This is a genomic window from Actinomycetospora atypica (assembly GCF_042653685.1).
In the GTDB taxonomy this organism is placed as follows: Bacteria; Actinomycetota; Actinomycetes; order Mycobacteriales; family Pseudonocardiaceae; genus Actinomycetospora; species Actinomycetospora atypica.
In genome coordinates this window covers 123,563-149,004 of sequence record NZ_JBHSIV010000003.1, presented here as the reverse complement: position 1 = coordinate 149,004, position 25,442 = coordinate 123,563, and the positions used below count along the sequence as shown (strand labels likewise).

24 protein-coding genes are annotated in these 25,442 nt (G+C 74.6%); 11 read left to right on the top strand and 13 right to left on the bottom strand.

Annotated features, from left to right (window positions below):
• Positions 1-71 precede the first annotated feature (71 nt).
• Genes glnT through ACFPBZ_RS03935 form a run of 6 tightly spaced genes read left to right on the top strand, consistent with a single transcriptional unit; the run spans position 72 to position 6,041 of the window.
• Complete coding sequence (glnT, locus tag ACFPBZ_RS03960; RefSeq protein ID WP_378034698.1) at positions 72-1,397, top strand: type III glutamate--ammonia ligase; 1,326 nt, start codon at positions 72-74, stop codon at positions 1,395-1,397.
• Positions 1,397-2,266 (top strand): class II glutamine amidotransferase domain-containing protein, encoded by an 870-nt coding sequence (locus tag ACFPBZ_RS03955; RefSeq protein ID WP_378034697.1) that lies wholly within the window; start codon positions 1,397-1,399, stop codon positions 2,264-2,266. Before glnT ends, ACFPBZ_RS03955 begins: the two co-directional genes overlap by 1 nt.
• Positions 2,254-2,928 (top strand): GltB/FmdC/FwdC-like GXGXG domain-containing protein, encoded by a 675-nt coding sequence (locus ACFPBZ_RS03950; protein WP_378034696.1) that lies wholly within the window; start codon positions 2,254-2,256, stop codon positions 2,926-2,928. The genes ACFPBZ_RS03955 and ACFPBZ_RS03950 overlap by 13 nt, the downstream gene beginning before the upstream one ends.
• Positions 2,928-4,241, top strand: a complete 1,314-nt coding sequence (locus tag ACFPBZ_RS03945; RefSeq protein WP_378034695.1) for an FMN-binding glutamate synthase family protein — start codon at positions 2,928-2,930, stop codon at positions 4,239-4,241. Before ACFPBZ_RS03950 ends, ACFPBZ_RS03945 begins: the two co-directional genes overlap by 1 nt.
• A complete protein-coding gene (locus tag ACFPBZ_RS03940; RefSeq protein ID WP_378034694.1) occupies positions 4,234-5,415 on the top strand; it encodes an NAD(P)/FAD-dependent oxidoreductase in 1,182 nt (393 codons plus the stop codon). The genes ACFPBZ_RS03945 and ACFPBZ_RS03940 overlap by 8 nt, the downstream gene beginning before the upstream one ends.
• Positions 5,412-6,041 carry a helix-turn-helix domain-containing protein gene (locus ACFPBZ_RS03935; RefSeq protein ID WP_378034693.1) on the top strand — a complete coding sequence of 210 codons (630 nt, stop codon included), beginning with the start codon at positions 5,412-5,414 and terminating at the stop codon, positions 6,039-6,041. The genes ACFPBZ_RS03940 and ACFPBZ_RS03935 overlap by 4 nt, the downstream gene beginning before the upstream one ends.
• Positions 6,042-6,050: 9 nt before the next feature.
• Here the strand turns inward: ACFPBZ_RS03935 and ACFPBZ_RS03930 are convergent, their stop codons facing one another.
• Genes ACFPBZ_RS03930 through hutU form a run of 5 tightly spaced genes read right to left on the bottom strand, consistent with a single transcriptional unit; the run spans position 6,051 to position 12,946 of the window.
• A complete protein-coding gene (locus ACFPBZ_RS03930; RefSeq protein WP_378034692.1) occupies positions 6,051-7,508 on the bottom strand; it encodes an aromatic amino acid ammonia-lyase in 1,458 nt (485 codons plus the stop codon).
• Positions 7,505-8,707: an imidazolonepropionase gene (hutI, locus tag ACFPBZ_RS03925; RefSeq protein WP_378034691.1), complete on the bottom strand. Its 1,203-nt coding sequence runs from the start codon at positions 8,705-8,707 to the stop codon at positions 7,505-7,507. The genes ACFPBZ_RS03930 and hutI overlap by 4 nt, the downstream gene beginning before the upstream one ends.
• Positions 8,704-10,047 carry a formimidoylglutamate deiminase gene (locus ACFPBZ_RS03920; protein WP_378034690.1) on the bottom strand — a complete coding sequence of 448 codons (1,344 nt, stop codon included), beginning with the start codon at positions 10,045-10,047 and terminating at the stop codon, positions 8,704-8,706. The genes hutI and ACFPBZ_RS03920 overlap by 4 nt, the downstream gene beginning before the upstream one ends.
• 20 nt (positions 10,048-10,067) lie before the next feature.
• A complete protein-coding gene (locus tag ACFPBZ_RS03915; protein ID WP_378034689.1) occupies positions 10,068-11,285 on the bottom strand; it encodes an allantoate amidohydrolase in 1,218 nt (405 codons plus the stop codon).
• Positions 11,282-12,946: a urocanate hydratase gene (gene hutU, locus ACFPBZ_RS03910; protein ID WP_378034688.1), complete on the bottom strand. Its 1,665-nt coding sequence runs from the start codon at positions 12,944-12,946 to the stop codon at positions 11,282-11,284. The genes ACFPBZ_RS03915 and hutU overlap by 4 nt, the downstream gene beginning before the upstream one ends.
• Before the next feature lie 127 nt (positions 12,947-13,073).
• Here hutU and ACFPBZ_RS03905 point away from each other — a divergent pair, with 127 nt between their 5' ends.
• Positions 13,074-13,862 (top strand): IclR family transcriptional regulator, encoded by a 789-nt coding sequence (locus tag ACFPBZ_RS03905; protein WP_378034687.1) that lies wholly within the window; start codon positions 13,074-13,076, stop codon positions 13,860-13,862.
• On the opposite strand, the gene ACFPBZ_RS03900 is transcribed toward ACFPBZ_RS03905, so the two are convergent.
• The 6 genes from ACFPBZ_RS03900 to nucS all read right to left on the bottom strand — a co-directional run bounded on the left by ACFPBZ_RS03900 (position 13,816) and on the right by nucS (position 19,126).
• Positions 13,816-14,244, bottom strand: coding sequence for a DoxX family protein (locus tag ACFPBZ_RS03900; RefSeq protein ID WP_378034686.1), 429 nt, complete (start codon positions 14,242-14,244; stop codon positions 13,816-13,818). The genes ACFPBZ_RS03905 and ACFPBZ_RS03900 overlap by 47 nt on opposite strands.
• Entirely contained in the window at positions 14,237-14,497 is a 261-nt protein-coding gene (locus ACFPBZ_RS03895) for a hypothetical protein (protein WP_378034685.1), read from the bottom strand. Before ACFPBZ_RS03895 ends, ACFPBZ_RS03900 begins: the two co-directional genes overlap by 8 nt.
• 64 nt (positions 14,498-14,561) lie before the next feature.
• The gene (locus tag ACFPBZ_RS03890; RefSeq protein WP_378034684.1) at positions 14,562-16,340 is read right to left on the bottom strand and encodes a 3-hydroxyacyl-CoA dehydrogenase family protein; all 1,779 of its coding nucleotides are present in this window, start codon (positions 16,338-16,340) and stop codon (positions 14,562-14,564) included.
• Between the two features lie 91 nt (positions 16,341-16,431).
• Positions 16,432-17,943 carry an aldehyde dehydrogenase family protein gene (locus tag ACFPBZ_RS03885; protein WP_378034683.1) on the bottom strand — a complete coding sequence of 504 codons (1,512 nt, stop codon included), beginning with the start codon at positions 17,941-17,943 and terminating at the stop codon, positions 16,432-16,434.
• Positions 17,944-17,969: 26 nt separating this feature from the next.
• Positions 17,970-18,431, bottom strand: coding sequence for an HIT family protein (locus tag ACFPBZ_RS03880; RefSeq protein WP_378034682.1), 462 nt, complete (start codon positions 18,429-18,431; stop codon positions 17,970-17,972).
• Between the two features lie 35 nt (positions 18,432-18,466).
• A complete protein-coding gene (gene nucS, locus ACFPBZ_RS03875; RefSeq protein ID WP_378034681.1) occupies positions 18,467-19,126 on the bottom strand; it encodes an endonuclease NucS in 660 nt (219 codons plus the stop codon).
• 43 nt (positions 19,127-19,169) lie between these two features.
• Here nucS and ACFPBZ_RS03870 point away from each other — a divergent pair, with 43 nt between their 5' ends.
• Entirely contained in the window at positions 19,170-19,697 is a 528-nt protein-coding gene (locus ACFPBZ_RS03870; protein ID WP_378034680.1) for an NUDIX domain-containing protein, read from the top strand.
• A 47-nt stretch (positions 19,698-19,744) separates the two neighbouring features.
• Positions 19,745-20,761: a hypothetical protein gene (locus tag ACFPBZ_RS03865; RefSeq protein WP_378034679.1), complete on the top strand. Its 1,017-nt coding sequence runs from the start codon at positions 19,745-19,747 to the stop codon at positions 20,759-20,761.
• Between the two features lie 153 nt (positions 20,762-20,914).
• Here the strand turns inward: ACFPBZ_RS03865 and ACFPBZ_RS03860 are convergent, their stop codons facing one another.
• The gene (locus tag ACFPBZ_RS03860) at positions 20,915-23,041 is read right to left on the bottom strand and encodes a protein meaA (protein WP_378034678.1); all 2,127 of its coding nucleotides are present in this window, start codon (positions 23,039-23,041) and stop codon (positions 20,915-20,917) included.
• A 115-nt stretch (positions 23,042-23,156) separates the two neighbouring features.
• On the opposite strand from ACFPBZ_RS03860, the gene ACFPBZ_RS03855 reads away from it, so the two are divergent.
• The gene (locus ACFPBZ_RS03855) at positions 23,157-23,453 is read left to right on the top strand and encodes a hypothetical protein (RefSeq protein WP_378034677.1); all 297 of its coding nucleotides are present in this window, start codon (positions 23,157-23,159) and stop codon (positions 23,451-23,453) included.
• Between the two features lie 17 nt (positions 23,454-23,470).
• On the opposite strand, the gene murA is transcribed toward ACFPBZ_RS03855, so the two are convergent.
• The gene (murA, locus tag ACFPBZ_RS03850; protein WP_378034676.1) at positions 23,471-24,751 is read right to left on the bottom strand and encodes a UDP-N-acetylglucosamine 1-carboxyvinyltransferase; all 1,281 of its coding nucleotides are present in this window, start codon (positions 24,749-24,751) and stop codon (positions 23,471-23,473) included.
• A gap of 59 nt (positions 24,752-24,810) precedes the next feature.
• Here murA and ACFPBZ_RS03845 point away from each other — a divergent pair, with 59 nt between their 5' ends.
• A complete protein-coding gene (locus ACFPBZ_RS03845; protein WP_378034675.1) occupies positions 24,811-25,392 on the top strand; it encodes a cob(I)yrinic acid a,c-diamide adenosyltransferase in 582 nt (193 codons plus the stop codon).
• Positions 25,393-25,442 lie beyond the last annotated feature (50 nt).

Sequence of the window (25,442 nt, the reverse complement as noted above, 5' to 3'; positions counted from 1 at the left end):
GACCGAAACCCACCCGGGTCTCCTCATGCGAGACGCTGTTTCCCGACGAGAGAACAGCCTCGAGGAGCCCCATGACCGTCACCGACGCGCCCGCGACCGTCGCGGCCCCCGCCTCCCTGGCCCGGCGCGCCCGGGCCGACGGCGTGCGGTTCCTGCTCGCCCTGTTCGTCGACCTCACCGGCAAGCCGTGCGCGAAGCTCGTGCCGGTCGAGTACGCCGACGAGCTCGAGCACGAGGGCGTCGGGTTCGCCGGCTACGCGGTCGGGGCGATCGGGCAGCAGCCCTGCGACCCCGACCTCGTCGCGGTCCCCGACGTCGCCAGCTACACCCCGCTCCCCTGGGTCCGCGACGGCCTGGCCCTCGTGCACTGCGACCCGCACGTCGAGGGCCGGCCGTGGCCGTTCGCGCCGCGGGTGCTGCTCAAGGCCGCGCTGGAGCGGGCCGCCGGGCTCGAGCTGATGGCCGGCGCGGAGGTCGAGTACTTCCTCGTCGCCCGCGACGCCGACGGCACGCTGCGGCCCGCCGACTCCCTCGACGACGGCCGGCGCCCCTGCTACGACGCGCGCGGCCTGACCCGGATGTACGACCACCTGACCGCGGTGTCGACGGCGATGAACGCCCTGGGCTGGGGCAACTACGCCAACGACCACGAGGACGCGAACGGGCAGTTCGAGCAGAACTTCGCCTACGCCGACGCGCTGACCACGGCCGACCGGGTCATCACCGCCCGCTACCTGATCTCGATGCTCGCCGAGCAGCGCGGGATGACGGCCACGTTCATGCCCAAGCCGTTCGCCGACCGCACCGGCTCGGGCCTGCACCTGCACCTCTCGCTCTGGTCCGACGGCTCGTCCCGGTTCCCCTCCGCCGACGACGGCCGGGGCCACGGCCTCTCCGATCTCGCCTACCACTTCCTGGCGGGCCTGCTCGAGCACGCGCCCGGCATGCAGGCGGTGCTCGCGCCCACCGTGAACTCCTACAAGCGCACGGGCGCCACCTCGACGCGCTCCGGCGCCACCTGGTCGCCGCGCCGGGCCACCTGGGGCGGCAACGACCGCACGCACCTCGTCCGGGTCCCCGACGGCCACCGCGTCGAGCTCCGGGGCGGGGACGGCGCCGCCAACCCCTACCTCGCGCTGGCCGTGGCGCTGGCCGCCGGGCTCGACGGCGTCGACCGCGGGCTCGACCCCGACTCCCCCGGTGACCGCCCGGAGCTCCCGCCCACGCTGCTGCACGCCGTGGACGCCCTGCGGGCCGACGCGGTCGTCGGGAAGGCCCTCGACGCCGCCGGCCCGGGCGTCGCGACCTACTTCGCCGACCTCAAGCGCGAGGAGTTCCTCGACTGGCACGGCGGCGTCGGCGCCTGGGAGCACGACCAGTACCTGACGGCCTTCTGATGTGCGGCATCGTCGGACTCCACCTGCGCGACCCCGGGCTGCACCCGCGGCTCGGCGTGCTGCTGGAGTCCATGCTCCGGGGGGTCACCTCGCGCGGCCCCGACTCCGCGGGCGTGGCGGTGTACGGCGACACCCGGCGGGTGCCCGAGGGCCACGCGGCCGTGTCGGTGCTCCTGCCGCCCGACGCCGAGGTCGCGATCGACGGCGCCGTGGTCACCCGGGCGGGCGACACCACGGTCATCGCCGCGCCGACGAGCCCGGAGGAGCTCACGGCCGTCGTCCGGGAGGCCTTCCCGACGAGCACCGTGATCGGCTCGGGCCGCGACCTCACCGTCTACAAGGGCACGGGGCACCCCCGCGACCTGGCGGTCACCTACGACCTCGCGGGGGCGCGGGGCTGGCAGGGGCTCGCGCACACCCGGATGGCGACGGAGTCGGCGGTGACGCCGGAGGGCTGCCACCCGTTCTCGGTGGGCCCCGACCAGTGCCTGGTGCACAACGGCTCGTTCTCCAACCACGCCTCGATCCGCCGCGAGCTCGTCCGGCAGGGCGTGGAGTTCGACTCGGAGAACGACTCGGAGGTCGGCGCGCGCTACGTGGCGGCGCGCCTGGCGGCCGGGGAGGACCTCGAGAAGGCGCTGCTCGGCCTGCGGGAGACCTTCGACGGCTTCTACACGCTGCTCGTGACCAGCGCGGACGGGTTCGCCGTCGTCCGCGACCCGATCGCCTGCAAGCCCGCGGTGATCGCCGAGACCGACGCGTGGGTGGCGATGGCCTCGGAGTTCCGGGCGCTCGCCGGGCTCCCCGGCATCGACGGCGCGCGGATGTACGAGCCCGAGCCGGGGAGGGTCTACGCATGGGCGCGGTGAGCTTCGACCTGTCGGACGGGGGCGTGCGCGCGCTGAACGCCGAGCTGCACCGGCCGTCGGCCACGGCCTACGAGGTGCTCCACCCCGACGGCGCGCACGCGGTGGCCGCCGGGGTCCACGCCGAGCTGGCCGTCGAGGTCCACGGTCACGTCGGCTACTACGCGGCCGGGATGAACGACGGCGCCACGGTGACGATCCGCGGCAACGCCGGGACGGGCGTCGCCGAGAACATGATGTCGGGGACCGTGCGGGTCACCGGCGACGCGTCGCAGTCGGCGGGGGCCACGGCGCACGGCGGGCTGCTGGTGATCGAGGGCTCGGCGTCGATGCGCTGCGGCATCTCGATGAAGGGCGTGGACATCGTCGTGGGCGGCTCGGTCGGCCCGATGAGCGCGTTCATGGCGCAGGCGGGCCGGATGGTCGTGTGCGGCGACGCGGGCGACGCCCTGGGCGACTCGATCTACGAGGCGCGGCTCTACGTCCGGGGCGCCGTGGGCGAGCTGGGCGCCGACTGCGTGGAGAAGGAGATGCGCGAGGAGCACCGCGCCGAGCTGGCCGAGCTGCTCGCCGCCGCGGGTCTCGACCACGACCCGGGCGACTTCCGCCGCTTCGGCTCCGCCCGGCGGCTCTACCACTTCCAGCCTGGGCACGGGAGCTACTGATGCGGGAGTCGGCCACGTTCGACCGCGGGGTCATCGCGGAGATCCAGCGCGCCGCCGAGACCGGGGTGTACGACATCCGCGGCTGGGGCGCGAAGCGGGCGGTCCCGCACTTCGACGACCTGCTCTTCCTCGGCGCCTCGATGTCGCGCTACCCGCTGGAGGGCTACCGCGAGCGCTGCGGCACCGACGTCGTCCTGGGCGACCGGAACGCCGCCTACCCGCTGCACCTCGAGACCCCGGTGACGATCGCGGGGATGAGCTTCGGGGCGCTGTCGGCGCAGGCCAAGGAGGCCCTGGGGCGGGGCGCGTCGGAGGTGGGCACCTCGACCACCACCGGCGACGGCGGCATGACCCCCGAGGAGCGGGGCCAGTCGAAGCACCTCGTCTACCAGTACCTGCCCAGCCGCTACGGCATGAACCCGGCCGACCTGCGCGCCGCGGACGCGATCGAGGTGGTGCTCGGCCAGGGCGCGAAGCCGGGCGGCGGCGGGATGCTGCTCGGCCAGAAGATCTCCGACCGGGTCGCCGGGATGCGCACGCTGCCGCCGGGCATCGACCAGCGCAGCGCCTGCCGCCACCCCGACTGGACCGGGCCCGACGACCTCGCCATCAAGATCCTCGAGCTGCGCGAGATCACCGACTGGGAGAAGCCGGTCTACGTGAAGGTCGGCGCCACGCGCACCTACTACGACGTGAAGCTGGCCGTGGCCGCCGGCGCCGACGTGGTGGTCGTCGACGGGATGCAGGGCGGCACGGCGGCCACCCAGGAGGTCTTCATCGAGCACGTCGGCATCCCGACGCTCGCGGCGATCCCCCAGGCCACCCGGGCCCTGCAGGAGCTCGGGCTGCACCGCCACGGCGTCCAGCTGATCGTCTCCGGGGGCATCCGCACCGGCGCCGACGTCGCGAAGGCCATGGCGCTCGGCGCCGACGCGGTGGCGATCGGGACCGCGGCGCTCGTCGCGCTCGGCGACAACGCACCGCGTTTCGCCGCCGACTACGAGGCCCTCGGGTCGGCGGCCGGCTACTACGACGACTTCCAGGACGGCCGCGACCCGGCCGGCATCACCACACAGGACCCGGAGCTCGCGGCCCGGCTCGATCCCGTCGAGGGCGGGCGGCGGCTCGCGAACTACCTGCGGGTCCTGACGATGGAGGCCCAGACGATCGCGCGGGCCTGCGGCAAGTCCCACGTCCGCCACCTCGAGCCCGAGGACCTCGTCGCGCTGACCGTGGAGTCGGCCGCGATGGCGAGGGTGCCGCTGGCGGGGACGGACTGGATCCCGGGGCAGAACGGAGCGCGCCATGCCTGAGGTGCTGATCGTCGGGGGCGGCCTGGAGGGGTGCGCCGCCGCCTGGGCGCTCACCCGCCGCGGGGTCACCGACGTGACCGTGCTCGAGCGGGCCACCGTCGGGTCGGGCGGCACCGGGAAGTCCTCCGGGGTGGTGCGCTGCCACTACGGGGTGTCCTCCCTGGCCGCCATGGCCACCCGCAGTCTCGACGTGCTCGAGCAGGCCGCCGACGTGCTCGGCGAGGACGTCGGCTTCCGGCGCACCGGCTACGTCGTCGGGGTCGGCGAGCAGAACGTGGACGCCCTCCACGCCTCCATGGCCGACCAGCGGGCCGTCGGCGTGCGCACCGAGGACATCGACCGCGCCGAGGTCGCGAAGCTCTGGCCGGTCGCCGACCTGGAGCCGTTCGGGGCGTTCGGGTGGGAGGAGCGCGGCGGCTACGGCGACGCCTACCGCACCGCGCAGGCGTTCTCCGCGACGGCGCGGCGCGCCGGGTCGCACCTGCGGCAGGGCACCCGGGTGACCGACCTCGTCGTCCGGAACGGGCGCGTGACGGGTGTGCGGCTGGGCGACGGCGAGGTGCTCGAGGCCGACACCGTGGTCCTCGCGGCGGGGCCGTGGTCGGTGCCGCTGCTCGCCGCGCACGAGGTGGAGCTGCCGATCACGGTGCACCGCGAGTCGATCGTGCTGGTCGACCCGGGGCAGGACCTCGGCGAGGTGCCGGTGTTCTCCGACCTGGTGTCGCTGCAGTACATCCGGTCCGAGCCCGGCGGCGAGCTGCTCTTCGGCAACTCCGACCTGGCCCGGCTCGAGCCCGCCGACCCCGACCGGTACTCGAACCAGGCCTCGGAGGCGGTCGTCGACCGCGTCGTCGAGAAGGTCGGCAATCGGTTCCCGGGGTTGGTCGACGCCTCGATCGCCTCCACCTACGCCGGCTGCTACGACGTGACGCCCGACTTCAACCCGGTGATCTCCCGCGTCGACGGCCTCGACGGGCTGGTGGTCGCGGCGGGGTTCTCCGGGCACGGGTTCAAGATCTCCCCGGAGGTCGGACGTCTCGTGGCCGACCTCGTGATCGACGGGGCGAGCTCGGTGCCGGAGACGCCCGCGTCGGACTTCCGGCTCTCCCGCTTCGCCGAGGGCGACCTGCTGACCAGCCCGCACCCGTACGTCGGGGCAGGGCAGATGCGGTGAGCGAGGGTTCCGGACCGCTGGTCCGGGAGGTCGACCGGCCCGACGACGGCGAGGGTCGCCTGGAGCGCGCGATCGGCACGCAGGTCCGCCGGATCCGGCGCGACTCGGGCCAGACGCTCGCCACTCTCGCCACCCGGGCCGGCATCTCCAAGGCCATGCTGTCGAAGATCGAGAACGCGCAGATCTCGTGCTCGCTGACCACCCTCGGGCGGCTGGCCACGGCGCTCGGGGTGCCGGTCACGGCGCTCTTCCGCGACGCCGAGGGGCCGCGCGAGGCGGTGTTCACCCCGGCCGGGAGCGGCGCCCGCACGGTCGCCCGCGGCACGCGGGTGGGGCACGACTATGCGCTGCTCGGCGCCCTGCGCGGGCCGCACAAGCGGATGGAGGCCCACCTCGTCACGCTGACGGAGCGCAGCGAGGAGTTCCCGCTCTTCCAGCACCCGGGCACCGAGCTGCTCTACATGCTCGAGGGCGTGATGGTCTACGGCCACGGCGACGGCTCGTACACGATGCGCCCGGGCGACGCGCTGCAGCTCGACGGCGAGGGCGCCCACGGGCCGCGCGACCTCGTCGAGCTGCCGATCCGGTTCCTGTCGGTCGTCGCCTACGGGGACGTCCCGGGCTGACCCAGCGGCTCAGGAGACCGCGGTGCGGGCCCACCGGTCGATCGCGACGCTCGCCGCGTGGACGTCGTCGCCGACCCGGTGGTCCTCGCGGACGTCGGGCAGCGTCGCGTCCAGGTCCGCGAACCGGGCGGCGAGGAGACGCCCGCGGGGCGCGGTCCCGGCGAGCCGCAGCACCCGGACCGCGGCGACGAGCTCGCAGGCCAGCACGGTCCGGTAGCTCTCCACCGAGGCCGCCGTGCTGCGGGCGGCGTGCGGGGTGAAGCTCGCGTGGTCCTCCACGCCGCGCGAGATCACCGACGTCCCCACCGTCACCGGGCCCGCGGCGTGGCGCAGCCGGCCCAGGGCGTCGTGCGTGAGGTACTCGAGGATCATCAGCCCGGAGCTGCCGTCGGCACCGGCGGCGAGGAACGGGGTGAGGCCGGTGAACTCCGGCTCCATCAGGTCGCCGAGGCGGGCGGCCGAGAGCTCCGCGGAGTGGTGCACCGCGGCGCGCACCTGGTCCAGCGCGAGCGCCACGTACGCGGTGGAGAAGAGCCCGTGGTGGAACACCCCGCCGCCGGCGACGTCGATCAGCGGGTTCTCGGCGGCCGCGTTCACCTCGATCTCGAGGGTGCCCCGCAGGCGGTCGACCGCGTCCAGGGCCGGGCCGTGGACCTGGGGGAAGGCGCGCAGCCCGAACGGGTCCTGGATGCGCCGGCCGGGGCTGAGGTCGCCCTCGTGCCACAGCAGCTCCCGCATCCGGGCGGCGGCACGGACCGAGCCGGGGTGCGGACGGCGGGCGTGGACCTCCTCGGCGAACGCCTCCGGCGACCCGGCGAGCGCGCAGTAGGACAGCGCCGTCACCGTGTGGGCGGAGGCGAGCAGCCGGCTCAGCGCGTCCGTGGCGAGCACGGCCCGCGCCAGGGTGACGGCGTTCGAGGACATGAACGCCAGGGCGTCGCCGGGTTCGAGCACGACCGACCGGACGGCGCCCCGGGCCCACGGGGCGTGCCCGGTCAGCGCGAGCGCGATCTCGGCGAGGGTGGCGAGGTCGCCCGTGCCGATCGACCCGCCGTCGTGGACCGTCGGCACGGCGCCGGTCCGCAGCGCGGTCTCCAGCGCCGTCACGAAGCGGGGGTGGATGCCGCTCCCGGCGGCGGCGAGCTGGTTGAGCCGGATCAGCATGGCGGCCCGGACGACGGGGGGCTCCAGCAGGTCGCCGACCCCGGCGGCGTGGCTGAGCAGCAGGCGCAGGTCGTGGTCACCGGTCCCGCGGCCGACGACGGCGTCCCGGTTCGCGCCGACCCCGGTGGTGCGGCCGTAGACGGGCCGGGTCGAGCTCGCCGCGCACGCGGTCTCCCAGGCGAGGTGGACGGCCTTCATCGCCTCCGGCGCGACCGTCACCGGCACGTCACCCGCCGCGACGCGGACCACGTCGTCGCAGCTCAGCGTGCTCCCGTCGACGACGAAGGCGTCCGGGTCGGTCATGGTTCCTCCTCCAGGGGCTCCGGGCGCCCCGTCCCGTACCGCACTCCCCCGCTGACGACCTCCCGCACCAGCGGCACCCCCGGTCGGTAGGCCAGGTGCACGTAGGACGGCGCGGCGAGCCGGACCAGGTCGGCCCGGGCCCCGGGGACCAGCCTCCCCACGTCGGACCGGCGCAGCGCCGCCGCCCCGCCCGCGGTGGCCGCGTGCAGCGCCTCGGCGGGGCTCAGCCCCATGTGCCGCACGGCGAGGGCGAGGCAGAACGCCGTGCTCGACGTGTAGGAGCTCCCCGGGTTGCAGTCCGTGGCGAGCGCGACCCGCACCCCGGCGTCGAGCAGCCGCCGGCCGTCCGCCCACGGGGTGCGGGTGCTGAACTCGACCCCCGGCAGCAGGGTCGCCACGGTGGCGCCGCTCGCGAGGGCCTCGACGTCGTCGTCGGACAGGAACGTGCAGTGGTCCACCGCGGCGGCCCCGAGCCCCACGGCGAGTCGCACCCCGCCGCCCTCGCCCAGCTGGCCGGCGTGCGCCCGCACGCCCAGCCCGCGGTCGCGCCCGGCCTCCAGGACGGCACGGGCCTCGTCGACGTCGAAGGCACCGGTCTCGCAGAACACGTCCACCCAGCGGGCGTGCGGCGCACAGGCGTCGAGCATCGGCCCGCGGACCAGGTCGACGTAGTCGTCGCGACGGGCGGCGTACTCGGCGGGGACGACGTGCGCACCCAGGTAGGTGGTCTCCGGCGTCCACCGCCCGGCGATCTCGAGCGCACGCCGCTCGTCGGCGACGGTCAGCCCGTAGCCGCTCTTGGTCTCGAAGGTCGTGATGCCGGCGGCCAGCATCTCCCCGGCGAGTCGCGCGACGCCGGCGTCGAGGTCCTCGTCGGAGGCGGCGCGGGTCGCGGCGACGGTGGTGCGGATGCCGCCGGCGGAGTAGGGCCGGCCGCTCGCGCGCGCGGCGAACTCCGCGGACCGCTCCCCCGCGAACACGAGGTGGGCGTGGCTGTCGACGAAGCCGGGGATGACGGCGTCGCCCTCGTGGTCGACCCGGCGGTCCGCGGCCGGGGCCCGGTGGGCGGGCCCGACCCAGGCGATCCGGTCGTCCTCGACGACGAGGGCGGCGTCGTGCAGGAGCCCGAGCGGCGACCCGTCCCCGGTCGCCGGGTCGTTGGTGACCAGCTCGCCGATGCCGGTGTGCAGCACGTTCATGCGGCGCGCTCCCTCTCCCCGCCGTCGAGGACGAGGGAAACGACGGCCGCGAGCCGGCGCGCGACGTCCGGCACGGTCGCGTGCCGGCGGTCGGTCACCACGGCCCGGCCGTCGACGACCACGTCGGTGACGTCGGCGGCCCCCGCCGCGAAGACCGCGGTCTCCGCGGTCGCCCCGCCCCCGGCGGTGCGCACCGATCCGAGGTCCAGCGCCACGAGGTCGGCCCGCGCGCCGGGGGCGATCGTCCCGGCGTCGGCGAACCCGAGGGCGGCGTGCCCGTGCCGAGTCGCGCACGCCAGCAGGGTGTCCGCGGCCAGCACGCCGCGTTCCCGGCGCGCCAGCCGCTCGTCGAGCTCCACGGCCCGGGCCTCCTCGAGCAGGTCGATCACCGCGTGGCTGTCCGACCCGAGGCACAGCGGCGCGGCCGGCTCCGCGAGCAGCGCGGGGGCCGGGCCGATGCCGTCGCCGAGGTCGCGTTCCGTGGTGGGGCAGAAGCAGACCGCGGTCCCGGTCGCCCGGAGCGCGCCGACGTCGGCGTCGGTGAGGTGGGTGGCGTGCACGGCGGTGCTGCGGGGTCCCAGCACGCCGTGGTCGCCGAGCAGCTCGACCGGGGTCCGGCCGTGCACCGCGCGGCAGGCCGCCACCTCGGCGGTCTGCTCGGCGACGTGGGCGTGCAGCGGCGCGGATCGCGCCCTCGCCCACTCCACGACCGCGGGCAGCTGGGCGGGCGGGACCGCCCGGACCGAGTGCGCCGCCGCGCCGACGAGGACGCCGTCGACCCCGGCCAGGGCACCGTGCAGGTCGTCGACCCGGGCGGCCCACGCCTCCCCGCTGCCGTCGGAGAAGCGCAGCTGGGTCCCGGCGACGGGGGCGCCCGCCACGTCGGCGGTGAGGTAGCAGGTGTCGAGCAGGGTCAGGCGGAGCCCTGCGGCCCGGGCGGCGTCGGCGAGCGCGAGCCCCATCGCGTTGGGCTCGTCGTAGCGCCGCCCGCCCCGCTCGTGGTGCAGGTAGTGGAACTCGCCGACCCCGGTGACGCCCGCCAGCGCCATCTCCGCGAACACCGCGGTGGCGAGCTCGCGGTAGCCGTCCGGGTCGAGCCGGTCCGCCGCCCGGTACATCAGGTCCCGCCAGGTCCAGAACGAGCCCTGCCCGCGCTGCGTGCGCGACCGGAGCACCCGGTGGAAGGCGTGCGAGTGCGCGTTGGCGAGCCCGGGGACGACGAGCCCCCGCAGGACCGGGGTGCCGACCGGCCGGGCGACCCCCGGGGTGACGGCGGTGATCCGGCCGGCGGCGACGGTGACGAGCACGTCCCGCTGAACCGGCCCGGTCCCGGTCCACACGTGCTCGCACCATCAGGCGCTCACGACCCGGCCCCGTCCCGCAGGACCGCCGTCAGGGCGTCGACCCCGGCCAGGCAGTCGTCGCGCTCGGCGTGCTCGGCCGGGGAATGGGAGACGCCGGTCGGGTTCCGCACGAACAGCATCGCGGTGGGGACCTCGGTGGCCAGGACCCCGGCGTCGTGGCCGGCGGCGGTCGGCAGCACCGGCAGGTCCCCGAGGACCGCGCGGATCCGCGCCCGCGGGCCGTCGGGGAACTCGACGACCGGGGACAGCGACTCGGCGACGACCTCGACCTCGGTGCCCTCGGCCCGGGCGTGCGCGGCGGCGTCGGCGAAGAGGTCCCGGGTCAGCGCGTCGAGCACCGCCTCCGAGGGGCCGCGCGCGTCCAGGACGGCGACGACCTCGGACGCGATGGCGTTGGCGCCGTTCGGTGTCACCGCCAGCTTCCCGACCGTGGCCACCGCCCCGTGCTGCGCGGCGCGGACGCGGGCGGCGCCGACCGTGGCCGCGCAGGGGAGCATCGGGTCGTGCCGGTCGGCGAGCAGGGTGGCCCCGGCGTGGTTGGCCTCGCCGGTGAAGCGCAGCCGCCAGCGCCCGTGCGGCCAGATCGACGAGGCGACCGCGACCGGCCGGTCGAGCCGGTCCAGGGCCCGGCCCTGCTCCACGTGCAGCTCGACGAACGACCCCACCCGGCGGGCCAGCCGGTCGTCGCGGCCCAGCCCGGCCGGGTCGACCCCGGCCCGGTCGAGCACCTCCGCGAGCGTGCGCCCGTCCCCGTCGCGCAGGCCGCGCGCCCGGTCCGGGTCGAGCGCCCCGGTGGACAGCCGGGAGCCGACGCACGCGACGCCGAACCGGGCGCCCTCCTCGTCGGCGAAGCAGACGATCCCGATCGGCCGGCGCGGCGCGAACCCCTCGGCCCGGAGCGCGTCGACGGCGGCGAAGGACGAGACGACCCCGAGGGGGCCGTCGAAGGCCCCGCCGTCGGGCACGGAGTCCAGGTGGGACCCGGTGACGACCGCGTCCACCGGATCGCCGGTCCAGCCCGTCGGCAGCCACCAGGCCCACAGGTTGCCGTTGCGGTCGCGGTCGACGTCCATGCCGCGGGCCGTCGCCGCCCCGGCGAACCACTCGCGCAGGGTCAGGTCGGCGTCGTCCCAGGCGGAGCGGCGGTAGCCGCCGGTCGGGCGGTGGCGGCCGACGTCGCCGATCTCGGCCCAGAGGCCGTCGAACGTGCTCACCGGTCCTCCCCCATGGGGATCCGCAGCCCGCGCTCGGCGGCGACGGCGGCCGCGTGCGCGTAGCCGGCGTCGACGTGGCGCAGCACGCCCGTGCCCGGGTCGTTGGTGAGCACCCGCTCCAGCTTCGCCGCCGCCAGCGCCGTCCCGTCGGCCACGCACACCTGGCCGGCGTGCTGGGAGCGGCCGATCCCGACCCCGCCACCGTGGTGCACCGACACCCACGTCGCCCCGGACGCGGTGTTCACCAGGGCGTTCAGCAGGGGCCAGTCGGCGATCGCGTCGGACCCGTCGAGCATCGCCTCCGTCTCGCGGTACGGCGAGGCGACCGACCCGGAGTCGAGGTGGTCGCGGCCGATCACGACGGGCGCGCTCAGCTCGCCGGAGGCCACCATCTCGTTGAACCGTAGCCCGGCCCGGTGCCTCTCGCCGTAGCCGAGCCAGCAGATCCGGGCGGGCAGTCCCTCGAAGGCGACCCGCTCGCCGGCCATCGTGATCCAGCGGCGCAGGCCCTCGTCGTCGGGGAAGAGCTCGAGGACCGCCCGGTCGGTCGCGGCGATGTCGGCCGGGTCGCCGGAGAGCGCCGCCCACCGGAACGGGCCGCGTCCCTCCTCGAACTGCGGCCGGATGTAGGCGGGGACGAAGCCGGGGAAGGCGAACGCCCGGTCGTAGCCGCCGCGACGCGCCTCGTCGCGGATGGAGTTGCCGTAGTCGAACACCTCGGCGCCCCGGTCGGCGAACCCGACCATCGCCTCCACGTGCGCGGCCATGGCGGCCCGGGCCCGCGCCGTGACCCCCTCCGGATCGGCCGCGGCGGCGGCGCGGAGGTCCTCGACGGCCATCCCGATGGGGAGGTAGGCCAGGGGGTCGTGCGCCGAGGTCTGGTCGGTGACCACGTCGATCGGGGCCCCGCGGCGCAGCAGCTCCGGCACGACCTCCGCGGCGTTGCCGACCACGCCGATCGACAGCGGCCGCCGCGCGTCCCGCGCCTCGACGGCGCGCCGCAGGGCGTCGTCGAGGTCGTCGGCCCGGACGTCGAGGTAGCGGTGGGCGATGCGGCGCTCGACGCGGGTCGGGTCGCAGTCGACGCAGAGGGCGACGCCGTCGTTCATCGTCACCGCGAGGGGCTGGGCGCCGCCCATACCGCCGAGCCCGGCGGTGAGGGTGATGGTGCCCGCGAGCGTGCCACCGCGCCGGCGGGCGACCGCCGCGAACGTCTCGTAGGTGCCCTGCAGGATCCCCTGGGTCCCGATGTAGATCCACGATCCGGCCGTCATCTGCCCGTACATGGTGAGCCCGGCGGCCTCGAGCCGGCGGAACTGCGTCCAGTCGGCCCAGTCGCCGACGAGGTTGGCGTTGGCGATCAGCACGCGGGGCGCCCACGGGTGGGTCCGCAGCACGCCGACCGGCTTCCCCGACTGCACGAGCAGGGTCTCGTCGTCACCGAGGTCGCGCAGGCACGCGACGATCGCGTCGAACGCCTCCCAGCTCCGGGCGGCCCGGCCGGTGCCGCCGTAGACGACGAGGTCCTCGGGGTGCTCGGCGACCTCGGGGTCGAGGTTGTTCATCAGCATCCGCAGCACGGCCTCCTGCTGCCAGCCGCGGCAGGACAGCTCGCTGCCGCGCGGGGCCCGCACCGCGGGTCGGGTCGGTGACGAGGTCACGGGGTGGTCCTCCACGTCGGGTGTCGGAGCGGGACACCGTCGAGTGCACCGGATCGCAGAGGCCGGGCCCAGGGCCGGTGCCCTACGGTGGTCTCGTATCCGAGACGTACGACGAGCGGGGTCGGCCATGGCCAGCAGCACGTCGCCGGCGGTCGGGCGGGCGCTCGACGTGCTGCTCCACCTGGCCGGTCGCCCCGGCCCGGTCGCCGGGGCCGCGCTGATCCGCGACCTCGGGATGCCGCGCTCGTCGGCCTACCACCTGCTGGCGGTGCTCACCGAGCGCGGCTTCGTCCTGCACTACCCGGAGGAGCGCGCGTACGGCCTGGGCGTCGCGGCCTTCGAGATCGGCAGCGCCTACCTCCGGCAGGCCCCGCTGGAGCACCTCGGCCGGCCCCTCACCCGGCGCCTGGCCCTCCGGACCGGCGAGATCGCCCACCTCGGCATCCTGCACGGCCCGGACACGCTCTACCTGGTCAAGGAGCGCCCGCCGCAGGAGGCCCCGGTCTCGCTGGTCACCGACGTCGGGGTGCGGCTCCCCGCGTCGCTCACGGCCAACGGGCGCTCGATGCTCGCGCACCTGGGCCCGGCGCAGCTGCGGGCTCTCTTCCCGGCGCCCTCCTCGCTCGTGGTCCGCACGGACACCGGACCCACGACCCCGACCGAGCTGCGGGCGCTGCTCACCGCGGAACGCCGCCGCGGCTGGGCCCTCGAGGACGGGATGATCACCCCGGGCATGCGGTCGATCGGCGCGTGCGCGTTCGACCACCACGGCGCCCCGGTGGCGGCCTTCAGCGTGACCTCCCGCGGCGACCGTCCGGTGTCGGGCGAGCAGGAGATCGCCGCGGCGACCCGGTCGGCCGCCCGGGCGCTCACCCGACGCCTGTCCGGGACCGCTCCCGCCGGCTGGTTCGACTGAGAACCCCGGTCGCCCACAGGGCCCAGAGGATCAGCAGGGGCTGGACGAACAGCCGGACCAGCCGCGACCGGTCGTCGTCGAGCCCGAACGCGGACACCCCGTCGAGGTACTGCCAGAGGTTCCCGGGGAAGACCGCGACGAGGAAGAGCGCCACCACGACGCCCACCGCGCGGCGGCGCGCCGCCAGGAGCAGCAGCGCCAGCCCGAGGGCGATCTCGACGACGCCCGAGGCCAGGACGACGAGGTCGGCGTCCACGGGGAACCACGACGGCACCTGGGAGCGGAACTCGACCCGCAGCGTCGTCAGGTGCAGGAGCCCGGCCGCGAGCAGGAACAGGCCCAGCAGCCACCGCCCGACCCGCCGGGGCCAGGGCTCACCCACGCGCCCAGCACCCCGTGTGCCAGTGCCGGCGCTCGTCGCCGCCCCCGATGTCGTCGGTCGGCCAGGCGACGACGTGCGACGTGCCCGGGAAGATCTCCTGGTTGCAGCCCGGGCAGCGGTAGATCTTCGTGGCCGCCGACCCGGCGACGCGGCGCACCGCCCAGCGACGCCCGCCGCGCTCGACGCTGCTCAGGGCGCCGCCGAACAGCGGACGGGGTTCGCCGCCCGCTGCCCGTCGGTTGCGTCTGCTCATGGGAGGTGGCTACGCCTGGAGAGCACTAATCCGTGCCCGGGCACGGACTAGTGCTCACGGGTGCTCACCGGTAGTCCCGGAACCCGTGGCCGGTCTTGCGGCCCAGGCGGCCCGCCGTGACGAGCTGCTCGAGCAGCGGCGTCGGGGCGAAGCCGGGGACGCGGAACTCCTGGTACAGCGAGCGCTCGATCGCGAGCGACACGTCCAGGCCCACCACGTCGAGCAGGGCGAACGGCCCCATCGGCAGGCCACAGCCGTTCTTCATGGCCGAGTCGATGTCGTCGACGGTCGCGTAGTGCGCGTCGAGCATCGCGACGGAGTCGTTGAGGTACGGGAAGAGCAGCGCGTTGACGATGAAGCCCGCGCGGTCCCCGCAGAGCACCGGCGCCTTCTTGATCTTCGCGCAGAGGTCGCGCACGGTCGCGGTGACGTCGGGCGCGGTGGTGATCGGCGAGACGATCTCGACGAGCTTCATCACCGCGGCCGGGTTGAAGAAGTGCATTCCGACGACGTCCTGGGGCCGCGAGGTCGAGGCGGCGCACTCCACCACCGGCAGCGAGGACGTGGTCGTCGCGAGGATGGTGCCGGGCTTGCAGACCTCGTCGAGCGCGGAGAAGACCGCCTGCTTGACCTCGAGGTCCTCGGCGATGGCCTCCACGACGATGTCGCACTCGGCCAGGCCCGCGAAGTCGACCGTGGTGGTGATGCGGCCCAGCGTCTCGTCGCGGGCCTCCTCGGTCAGCTTGCCCTTGACGACCGCCTTCTCCAGCGACTTGCGCACCGCCGCGACGGCGCCCTCGACCTTGGACTCCGAGCGGCCGCGCACGACGACGTCGTAGCCCGACTTCGCGAAGACCTCCGCGATGCCGGTCGCCATCGTGCCGGTGCCCACCACGCCGACGCGGTGGATCGGGCGCAGCGTCGCGTCGTCCTCGCCGGGCGGCGGCGGGGTCAGCGAGTCGGGCACGACCTGCGACGAGCCGGGCTCGGCGTAGGTGTAGAAGCCGCGCCCGGTCTTCCGGCCGAGCAGGCCCGCGGTGATCATCTGCTTGAGGACCGGCGCCGGCGCGTGGCGCTGGTTGCGCGACTGCCGGTACATCTCCTCGAGGATCTCGTAGGCGGTGTCGAGACCGATGAGGTCCATCAGCGCCAGCGGGCCCATCGGGTAGCCGCAGCCGAAGCGCATCGCCGCGTCGAGGTCCTCGCGGCCGGCGTAGTGCGACTCGAACATGCCCACGGCCTGGTTGAGGTACGTGAACAGCAGCTGGTTGGCGATGAAGCCGGCGCGGTCGCCGCACACCACCGGCGACTTGCCCAGGCTCTCGGCCAGGGCCCGGACGTCGTCGACCACGTCGGGCTCGGTGACGACGGTGCGCACCAGCTCCACCAGCGGCTGCACGGGCGCCGGGTTGAAGAAGTGCATCCCGACGACCTTGCTGGGCCGCTGGGTGCGCACCGACAGCTCGGTGATCGACAGCGACGAGGTGTTCGACGCGAAGATCGTCTCGGGCGCGCACACCTTGTCAAGCGCGGCGAAGACCTCGGTCTTGAGCTCGAGGCGCTCGGGCACCGCCTCGACGACCAGGGCCACGTCGGCGAGCTCGCCCATGTCGGTGGTCACGCGGACCCGCTCGAGCAGCGCGGTGCGGTCGTCCTCGGCGAGCTTGCCGCGGGACACGGCGCGCGCGGTGGAGGACTCGATGGTCTCCCTGCCGTGCGTCGCGGCGGCCTCGGTGACCTCGACCGCGACCACCTCGATGCCGCCCTTGGCGAACACCTCGACGATGCCCGCGCCCATCGTGCCCAGACCGACCACACCCACCCGGGCGAACTCGCGCGCCACGTCCACTGTCCCTTCGTCGAGGAAAGATTTCGGCGATCCTGTCACGGGCCGGCGACACGTCCGGACGGAGTGACACGACCCATGGCCGGCTTTACCGGTTCCGCCGGTAGATCAGTCCGGCCAGCATCGACAGGGCCTTGACCACCCAGCTCGGCCGCTCGAACGTCATGACGTTGAGGCTCTTGAAGCGCCGCTCGGAGACCGCCAGCACGCGGGTGAACTCCCGGAGCCCGTCGCGGCCGTGGATGCGGCCGAACCCGGAGTCGCCGACCCCGCCGAAGGGCAGCGACGGCATCGCCGCGAACGCGATGACCCCGTTGACCGAGACCATCCCGCAGCGCAGCTTCCGCGCCGCCTCGTAGCCGCGCTTCTTCGCGAACACGGCGCCGCCGAGCCCGTAGCGCGAGGCGTTGGCGCGCTCGACGGCCTCGTCGAGGTCGCGCACCCGGTTCACGACGAGCGTCGGGCCGAACGTCTCGTCGGTGACCGCCGAGGAGTCCTCGGGGACGTCGGCGAGCACCACCGGGTCGACGTACGGCGCGCGCACCGAGTCGCGGCCCCCGACGACGGCCCGTCCCCCACGGGTCAGGGCGTCGTCGATCTGGCCGGCGATGATCCCGATCTGGCTGGGCATGGTGATCGGCCCGTAGATCGAGCGGGCCTCGCCGCCCGGGCGGATCGTGGCCGCGCGCTGGGCCACCTTGTCGAGGAACGCCTCGGCCACCGAGTCGACGACGTACACGCGCTCGATCCCGATGCAGGTCTGGCCCGCGTTCGACATCGCGCCCCAGACCGCCGCGGCCGCGGCGTCGTCGAGGTCGGCGTCGTGGTCGACCAGCAGCGCGTCCTTGCCGCCGCACTCCGCGAGGATGGGCGTGAGGGTCTCCGCGCAGGTGGCCATGACCTTCTTCGCGGTGGCCGTCGAGCCGGTGAACGCGATCTTGTCGACGCCCGACCGGCACAGCGCGGCGCCGGTCTCGCCCTCGCCGGTGACGAGGCCGAAGAGCCCGTCGGCCTCCGGGATCACCTCGGCGAACGAGTCGGCCAGCCACTGGCCCACCCCCGGGGTCAGCTCGCTCGGCTTGAAGACCACCGCGTTGCCCGCGGCGAGGGCGTAGCCGATCGAGCCCATCGGGGTGAAGACCGGGTAGTTCCACGGGCCCAGCACGCCGATCACGCCGAGCGGGCGGTACTCGATCGTCGCGCGGTGGTTCACCATGAGCGCGCCGGCCTCGAACCGCTTGCGCCCCAGCGCCGCCTTCGCGTGCTTGCCGGCCCAGTGCAGGTGGTCGATGACGAGGACGACCTCGAGCCGGGCGTCGTCGAGCGGCTTGCCGGTCTCCCGGCTCACCAGCGCGGCCAGCTCGTCGGTCCGGTCGATGAGGAGCCGGCGCCACGTCCCGAGGCGCTCCCGGCGGCCGTCGAAGCCGAGGTCGGCCCACCACGTCGACGCGCGCCGGGCCCGGTCGACCACCGCGCGCACCTCGTCGGCGGTGTGCACCGGGTGGCTCGCGATCACCGAGCCGTCCCGCGGGTCGAGGGAGTCGAAGGTCTGTCCGGACGATCCAGTACTCGCCTCGGGCCGCGCTGCCGTGCTCGTCATGGGCGGGACGTTACCGGCGGGTACACCTATGTGGCGAGTGCGTCGCGGAGACGGGTGGCCGTGGCGTCCAGCTCGGGGCGCTCCGCCATCCGGAACGCGCCGTCGAGACGCAGACCGTCGGCCGCCGTCCGCGGCAGCACGTGCAGGTGGACGTGCCACACCTCCTGGCCCGCCGCGGCGCCGTCGGCCAGGAAGAGGTTCGCCCCCTCGGCGAGCCCGGCGGCCCGCGCGGCCGCCGCCACCCGCCGGCCGAGCTCCCAGACCGCCGCCCCCTCGGCCGGCGTGAGGTCGGCCAGGGTCGCGACGTGGCGGCGCGGGACGACGAGGCTGTGCCCGACGACCGCGGGCTGCAGGTCGAGGAACGCGACGGCCCCGTCGTCCGTCCCGACGAGGCTGTGCTCGGCCCGCCCGGCGACGATCGCGCAGAACACGCACTCCCCGCCCACCTCGGCGGGCAGCACCCGCCGCCTCGGCGTCCGACGTGTCACGAGTCGGCGGATGGGCGGGAGGCGCATCGTCGGGCTCAGAACAACCGGAACTCGTCGGACTCGATGCCGCGCAGCGCGTCGTAGTCCAGCGTCACGCACCGGATCCCGCGGTCGGTGGCGAGCACCCGGGCCTGCGGCTTGATCTGCTGCGCGGCGAAGATGCCGGCCACCGGGGCGAGCAGCGGGTCGCGGTTGAGCAGCTCGAGGTAGCGGGTGAGTTGCTCGACCCCGTCGATCTCGCCGCGCCGCTTGATCTCCACGGCCACGGAGCCGCCACCGGAGTCGCGGCAGAGCAGGTCGACCGGGCCGATCGCGGTGGGGAACTCGCGGCGCACCAGCGTCCAGCCGTCGCCGAGGGTGTGGACGTGCTCGGCCAGCAGCTCCTGCAGGTGCGCCTCGACGCCGTCCTTGACGAGGCCGGGGTCGACGCCGAGCTCGTGCTGCGAGTCGTGCTGGATCTCCTCGAGGGTGATGGTCAGGGTCTCGTCGGCCTTGTTGCGCACCGTCCAGAGACCCGGCTCCTCGGTGAGCCAGCACGGCGGGCTCATCCAGTTCAACGGCTTGTAGGCGCGATCGTCGGCATGGACGCTGACCGACCCGTCGGCCTTGACCAGCAGCAGGCGCAGCGCGCTGGGCAGGTGGGCGGTGAGACGGCCCGCGTAGTCGACCGTGCAGCGGGCGATGACGAGGCGCACGCGCCCGAGGGTAGAGACCCCGCTTCGTGGATCATCGGGGGGCGTGGAGACCACCAGTTCGCGCGAGATCTACGCCAACCCCTGGATGGTGCTGCGGGAGGACACCTTCCGCCGGCCCGACGGCGGCGAGGGCCTCTACGGGGTCGTCGACAAGCCGCACTACGCGCTCGTCATCGCGCTGCGCGGCGACGAGATGATGCTGGTCGAGCAGTTCCGCTACCCGATCGGGCTGCGGCGCTGGGAGTTCCCGCAGGGCACCGCCCCCGACCGGGCCGTGATGGACCCCGCCGAGCTCGCCGCGCGGGAGCTGCGCGAGGAGACCGGCCTGACCGCGCGGACCTGGCACCCCCTCGGCCTCCTGGACGTCGCGCCCGGGCTCTCCTCGCAGCGCGGGCGGGCCTTCCTCGCCACCGACGTCGTCGCCGGCGAGCCCGACCGGGAGGACACCGAGTCCGACATGCGCGCCGCGTGGGTGACCCGCGCGGAGTTCGAGGACCGGGTGCGCGCCGGCGAGATCACCGATGCCCAGTCGATCGCCGCGTACGCGCTCCTGCTGCTCTCGGGTCGCTGAGGAGGATCGGTCTCCGGGTCCCGGCGCGACTGCGGAACACTGAGGTCATGCCCCTGCTGCGCCTCGGCCCGCTGGCCGTGCCGACCCCGTCCGAGGTCGTCTCCTTCACCGCCGAGGTCGTCGAGGCGGGGTCGCGGCTGCCCGAACAGGTCGAGTCGCTCCTCGGCGACGTGACGCGCCTGCTGGGCCGCCTCGACGGGATCGCCGGGCGCGTCGACGGCCTGCTCGACCGCGCCGAGGGCATCGTCGACGAGATCGAGACCGTCATCGGCGAGGCACGCTCGATCACCACCGGGGCGAACGAGGTGGTCACCGAGGCCCGGACGATCACGAACGGAGCCAACGAGGTCGTCGACTCCGCCCGGACCATCACCAGCGGCGCCGAGGAGGTGGTGGACTCGGCGCGCACGATCACCTCGGGTGCCAACGAGGTCGTCACCTCGGCCCGCGAGATCACCTCGGGTGCCAACGAGGTCGTCACCTCCGCCCGCGACATCACCAGCGGCGCGAACGAGGTCGTCACCTCCGCCCGCGAGATCACCTCCGGTGCCAACGAGGTCGTCACCTCCGCCCGCGAGATCACCAGCGGCGCCAACGAGGTCGTCACCTCCGCCCGCGACATCACCAGCGGCGCCAACGAGGTCGTCACCTCGGCCCGCGAGATCACCTCGGGCGCCAACGAGGTCGTCACCTCGGCCCGCACGATCACGAGCGGCGCCGACGAGCTGATGACCTCGGTCGGCACCACGAGCGGCCACGCCCAGGAGCTGCTCGACCTCTACCGCCCGCTGCTCGAGCGCGCCGCGCCCCTCGCCGGTCGCTTCGTCGACGACCTCGCCCCCGAGGAGATCGACGCCGCGATCAAGCTGGTCGACGAGCTGCCGGCCCTCGCGCACCACATGTCCACCGACATCCTGCCGATCCTCGAGACCCTCGACCGGGTCGGACCCGACCTGCGCGAGCTGCTCGAGGTCACCAAGGACCTGCGCAGCGCCATCGACGGCGTGCCCGGCTTCTCGTTCCTCAAGAAGCGCGGCGAGGCCAAGAACGACGACGACGACTGACCGGCCGCCGGTGGCGTTGCGTCCCGCACACGGCCGGGCCGACCGACCCGCCGCTCTCGGCGCGTTGCGTCCCGCAACGCCCGCCCGGACCTGTGGTCGACCGGCCGGCCGTGTGCGCCACGCACACGGCCGGGTCACTCCCCCACGGGCCGGCTAGGCGCCGGTCGGCGTGGGCGTCCCCTCGCGGCGCTCTCCCCCGTCGCTCCGCTCGCCCAGGTCGAGCCCGTGCACCTCGCGGATGACGTCGACGAACTCGCCCATGATCGCGGTCAGCGAGTACGACTTCGGGGTCACCACCCGCTGCACGCCGAGGCGCACCAGCTGCTCGGCGTCCTTCGGCGGGATGATGCCGCCGATCACCACGGGGATGTCGGCCGCGTCGGCCCGGGCGAGCCCGTCGAGCACCGCCGGCACCACCTCGAGGTGCGAGCCGGAGAGGATCGAGAGCCCCACCACGTGCACGCCCTCCTGCACCGCGGCGGCGACGATCTCTCCCGGGGTCAGGCGGATGCCCTGGTAGATGACCTCGAAGCCGGCGTCGCGGGCGCGCACGGCGATCTGCTCGGCGCCGTTGGAGTGCCCGTCGAGCCCCGGCTTGCCCACGAGCATGCGCAACGCCGACACCCCCAGCTCGGCGGCGGTCGCCCGCACCCGCTCGCGCACCTGCTCGAGCTCGTTCGGCTCGCCGTCGGCGGCCTCGGAGCCCGGCGCGGACGATCCCGACGACGAGGCCGCGGCGACGCCGGTCGGCGCCCGGTAGGAGCCGTAGACCCCGCGCAGCGCGCCGGCCCACTCGCCCGTCGTCACCCCGGCCTTCGCGCAGGCGATCGTGGCGTCCATGAGGTTCAGCGAGTCGTCGGTCTCCCGGCGGCCCGCGGCCTCGGTGAGCGTGTCGAGGGCCGCCTTGACGGTGTCGTCGTCGCGGTCGGCCCGCCACGCGGCGACCGCCTCGCGGGCGCGCTCCTCGACGTCGGGGTCGGCGACGAAGATCGCGTCGGCCCCCTCGGCCTGCAGCGGGCTGGGTTCGGTCGAGGTGAACTTGTTGACCCCGACGACGGTGTCCTCGCCCGACTCGAGGCGCATCCGCCGGGCGGCGAGCGAGCTGACGAGCTGGGACTTCATGTAGCCGGAGTCGACCGCGGCGACCGCGCCGCCCATCTCGGCGACCTTCGCGATCTCGGCGCGGGCGCCCTCGACGATGGCGGCGGTCTTCGCCTCCATGACGTGCGAGCCCTCGAAGACGTCCTCGTAGTCGAGCAGGTCGGTCTCGTAGGCGAGGACCTGCTGCATGCGCAGCGCCCACTGCTGGTCCCACGGACGCGGCAGGCCGAGCGCCTCGTTCCACGCGGGCAGCTGCACGGCGCGGGCACGGGCGTCCTTCGACAGCGTCACCGCGAGCATCTCCAGCACGATGCGCTGGACGTTGTTCTCCGGCTGCGCCTCGGTGAGGCCCAGCGAGTTGACCTGCACGCCGTAGCGGAAGCGGCGCATCTTCGGGTCGGTGACGCCGTAGCGCTCCTGGCAGAGCTCGTCCCAGAGCTGGGAGAACGCCCGGAGCTTCGCGATCTCCTCGATGATGTGCAGGCCCGCGTTGACGAAGAACGAGATGCGCCCGACGACCTTCGCGAAGTCGGCCTCGGGCACCTGCCCCGAGTCGCGCACGGCGTCGAGGACCGCGATCGCGGTGGAGATCGTGTAGGCGACCTCCTGCGTCGGCGTCGCCCCCGCCTCCTGCAGGTGGTAGCTGCAGATGTTGATCGGGTTCCACTTGGGGACGTTCGAGACGGTCCAGGCGATCATGTCGGTGATCAGCCGGACGCTCGGCGCCGGCGGGAACGCGTAGGTCCCGCGGGAGAGGTACTCCTTGACGATGTCGTTCTGCGTGGTGCCGGCCAGGCTCGCGCGGACCTCGTCGCGGTCGAGACCCGCCGCGTCCGCCTGCTCGTCGGCGACCGTCACGTAGAGGGCGAGCAGCCACATCGCCGTCGCGTTGATCGTCATCGAGGTGTTGGCCTCGTGCAGCGGGATCCGGTCGAACAGCTCCCGCATGTCGCCGATGTGCGACACGGGGACGCCGACCTTCCCGACCTCGCCGCGGGCCAGCTCGTCGTCGGGGTCGTACCCGGTCTGGGTCGGCAGGTCGAACGCGACCGAGAGACCCGTCTGTCCCTTCGCGAGGTTGCGCCGGTAGAGCTCGTTCGACGCCTTCGCCGACGAGTGGCCGGCGTAGGTCCGCATGACCCAGGGGCGGTCACGGGAGTCGTCGGTGGGGTACGGCATCAGTTACCTCCGCGCAGGGGCCGGACCCGGCGAGGTTACCGGCGCGTCGCCCCTGCGCTGCACATGCCGCTGTTCACAGGATCGGTCAGGATGGGCAGGGACACGGGAGGCAGGCATGGTCGGCTCGATCGGGGAGATCCTGCTCGCGATCTCCGTCGTCATCCTGCTGGCCGGGTTCCTGCGCTACACCTTCGGCACGGGCCCGAAGGGCGCGCTGCCCAGCGAGGGCGGCGACGTCGGGCTGCTCGAGACCGTCGCGACCGTGCCCACCCGCGAGGCCGCGGAGGTCCTGGCCGCGCGCCTGGCCCGGGAGAAGGTCCGCGCGACGATCGCCCACGGCGCCGCGGGCTGGGACCTGCTCGTCTTCCCGCAGGACGCCGACGACGCGCGGGTCGCCCTCCGCGCGGGCTAGCCGCACCGAGCCGGACGTCAGCGTGCCGGCGGGGCGTTCACCCGCTCCACGTTCCCGCCGAGGGCCCGGAGGTTCTCCACGAAGCGCGGGTAGCCGCGGTCGATGTGCGCGACGTCCCAGACCTCGGTCTCGCCGTCGGCCAGCAGCCCGGCCAGCACGAGCCCGGCGCCGGCCCGGATGTCCGAGGCCCACACCGGTGCGGACGACAGCCGCGGGACCCCGCGCACCACCGCGTGGTGGCCGTCGGTCCGGGCGTCCGCCCCGAGCCGCACCATCTCCTCGACGAACCGGAACCGGCCCTCGAAGACGTTCTCGGTGATCATCGACGTGCCCTCGGAGACCGCGGACAGCGCGATCGCCATGGGCTGGAGGTCGGTCGGGAAGCCCGGGTAGGGCAGCGTCACCCAGTCGACCGAGCGGGGCCGGCCGTTCCCGCGGACGCGGAAGCCCTCGCTCACGGCCTCGTAGGTCGCCCCGGCCTGCGTCAGCTTGTCGAGCACCAGGTCGAGGTGGTGAGGGTCCACGCCGCGGACCGTCACGTCGCCGCCGGTCATGACGCTGGCGAACGCCCAGGTGGCCCCGACGATGCGGTCGCCGATGACGCGGTGGGTGGTGGGGACGAGGTCGGCGCCGCCGTGGACGGTCAGCGTCGACGTGCCGCCCCCGGAGATCTTCGCGCCCATCTCCTGGAGCATCCGCACGAGGTCGACGATCTCCGGCTCGCGCGCGGCGTTGTCGATGACGGTGGTGCCCTCGGCGAACACCGAGGCCATGAGGATGTTCTCGGTGGCGCCCACGGAGGGGAAGTCGAGCCAGATCTGGGCGCCGCGCAGCGCGGCCCCGGGCCCGTCGGCCTCGGCCACGACGCAGCCGTGGGAGATCTCCGACCGGGCGCCGAGCAGCCGCAGGCCCGCCTGGTGCATGTCGAGGGGCCGGGAGCCGATCGCGTCGCCGCCGGGCAGCGGGACCACGGCGCGGCGGCAGCGCGCGACCAGCGGGCCCAGCACGCACACCGAGGCCCGCAGGCGGGACACCGACCGGTAGTCGGCCTCGGAGTTGAGCTCCGCGGGGACGTCGATCTCGACGACGTCGCCGTCGACGGCCACCTCGCACCCGAGGCTGCGCAGGACGTCGGCCATCAGCGGCACGTCGAGGATCTGGGGGCAGTTCGTGATCGTCGTGCGGCCCACGGCGAGGAGCGCCGCGGCCATCAGTTTGAGCACGCTGTTCTTGGCGCCGACCACGTCCACCGTGCCCGCGAGGGCGTCGGCGGGCCGCACGACGAAGTGCTCGTTCACGCTCCGCGACGCTACCGGCCGCCCCGTTCGGCACCCGATACGCCCCTAGACTGCGGAGCATGGCCGTCCACCTGACCCGCATCTACACCCGGACCGGCGACGACGGGACGACGGGCCTGTCCGACTTCTCCCGGGTCCCCAAGACCCACCCCCGCCTCGGCGCGTACGCCGACTCCGAGGAGGCCAACGCGGCCATCGGGGTGGCGCTGGCGGTCGGGGACCTGCCCGAGCGGATCGTCGGGCCGCTGCGCCAGATCCAGAACGACCTGTTCGACGTCGGCGCCGACCTGGCCACGCCGATCACCGAGAACCCGGAGTACCCGCCGCTGCGGGTCACCGAGGCGCAGGTCGAGCGGCTCGAGGGCTGGTGCGACGAGTTCAACGAGGAGCTGGAGAAGCTCGCCTCGTTCATCCTGCCCGGCGGCACCCCGGGCGCGGCGTACCTGCACGTGGCGCGGGTGGTCTGCCGGCGCGCGGAGCGCAGCACGTGGGAGGTGGTGGAGGCCGACCCGGAGCGCACGAGCGTGCTCCCGGCCCGCTACCTCAACCGGCTCTCGGACCTGCTGTTCATCCTCGGGCGCGTGGCCAACCCCGGCGGGGACATCCTCTGGGTCCCCGGCGGCCCCGAGGCCCAGGGCTAGCCCCACCCGCGCCGGCGGCGCCGGAGCAGCACGAGGGCTGACCCGGCGAA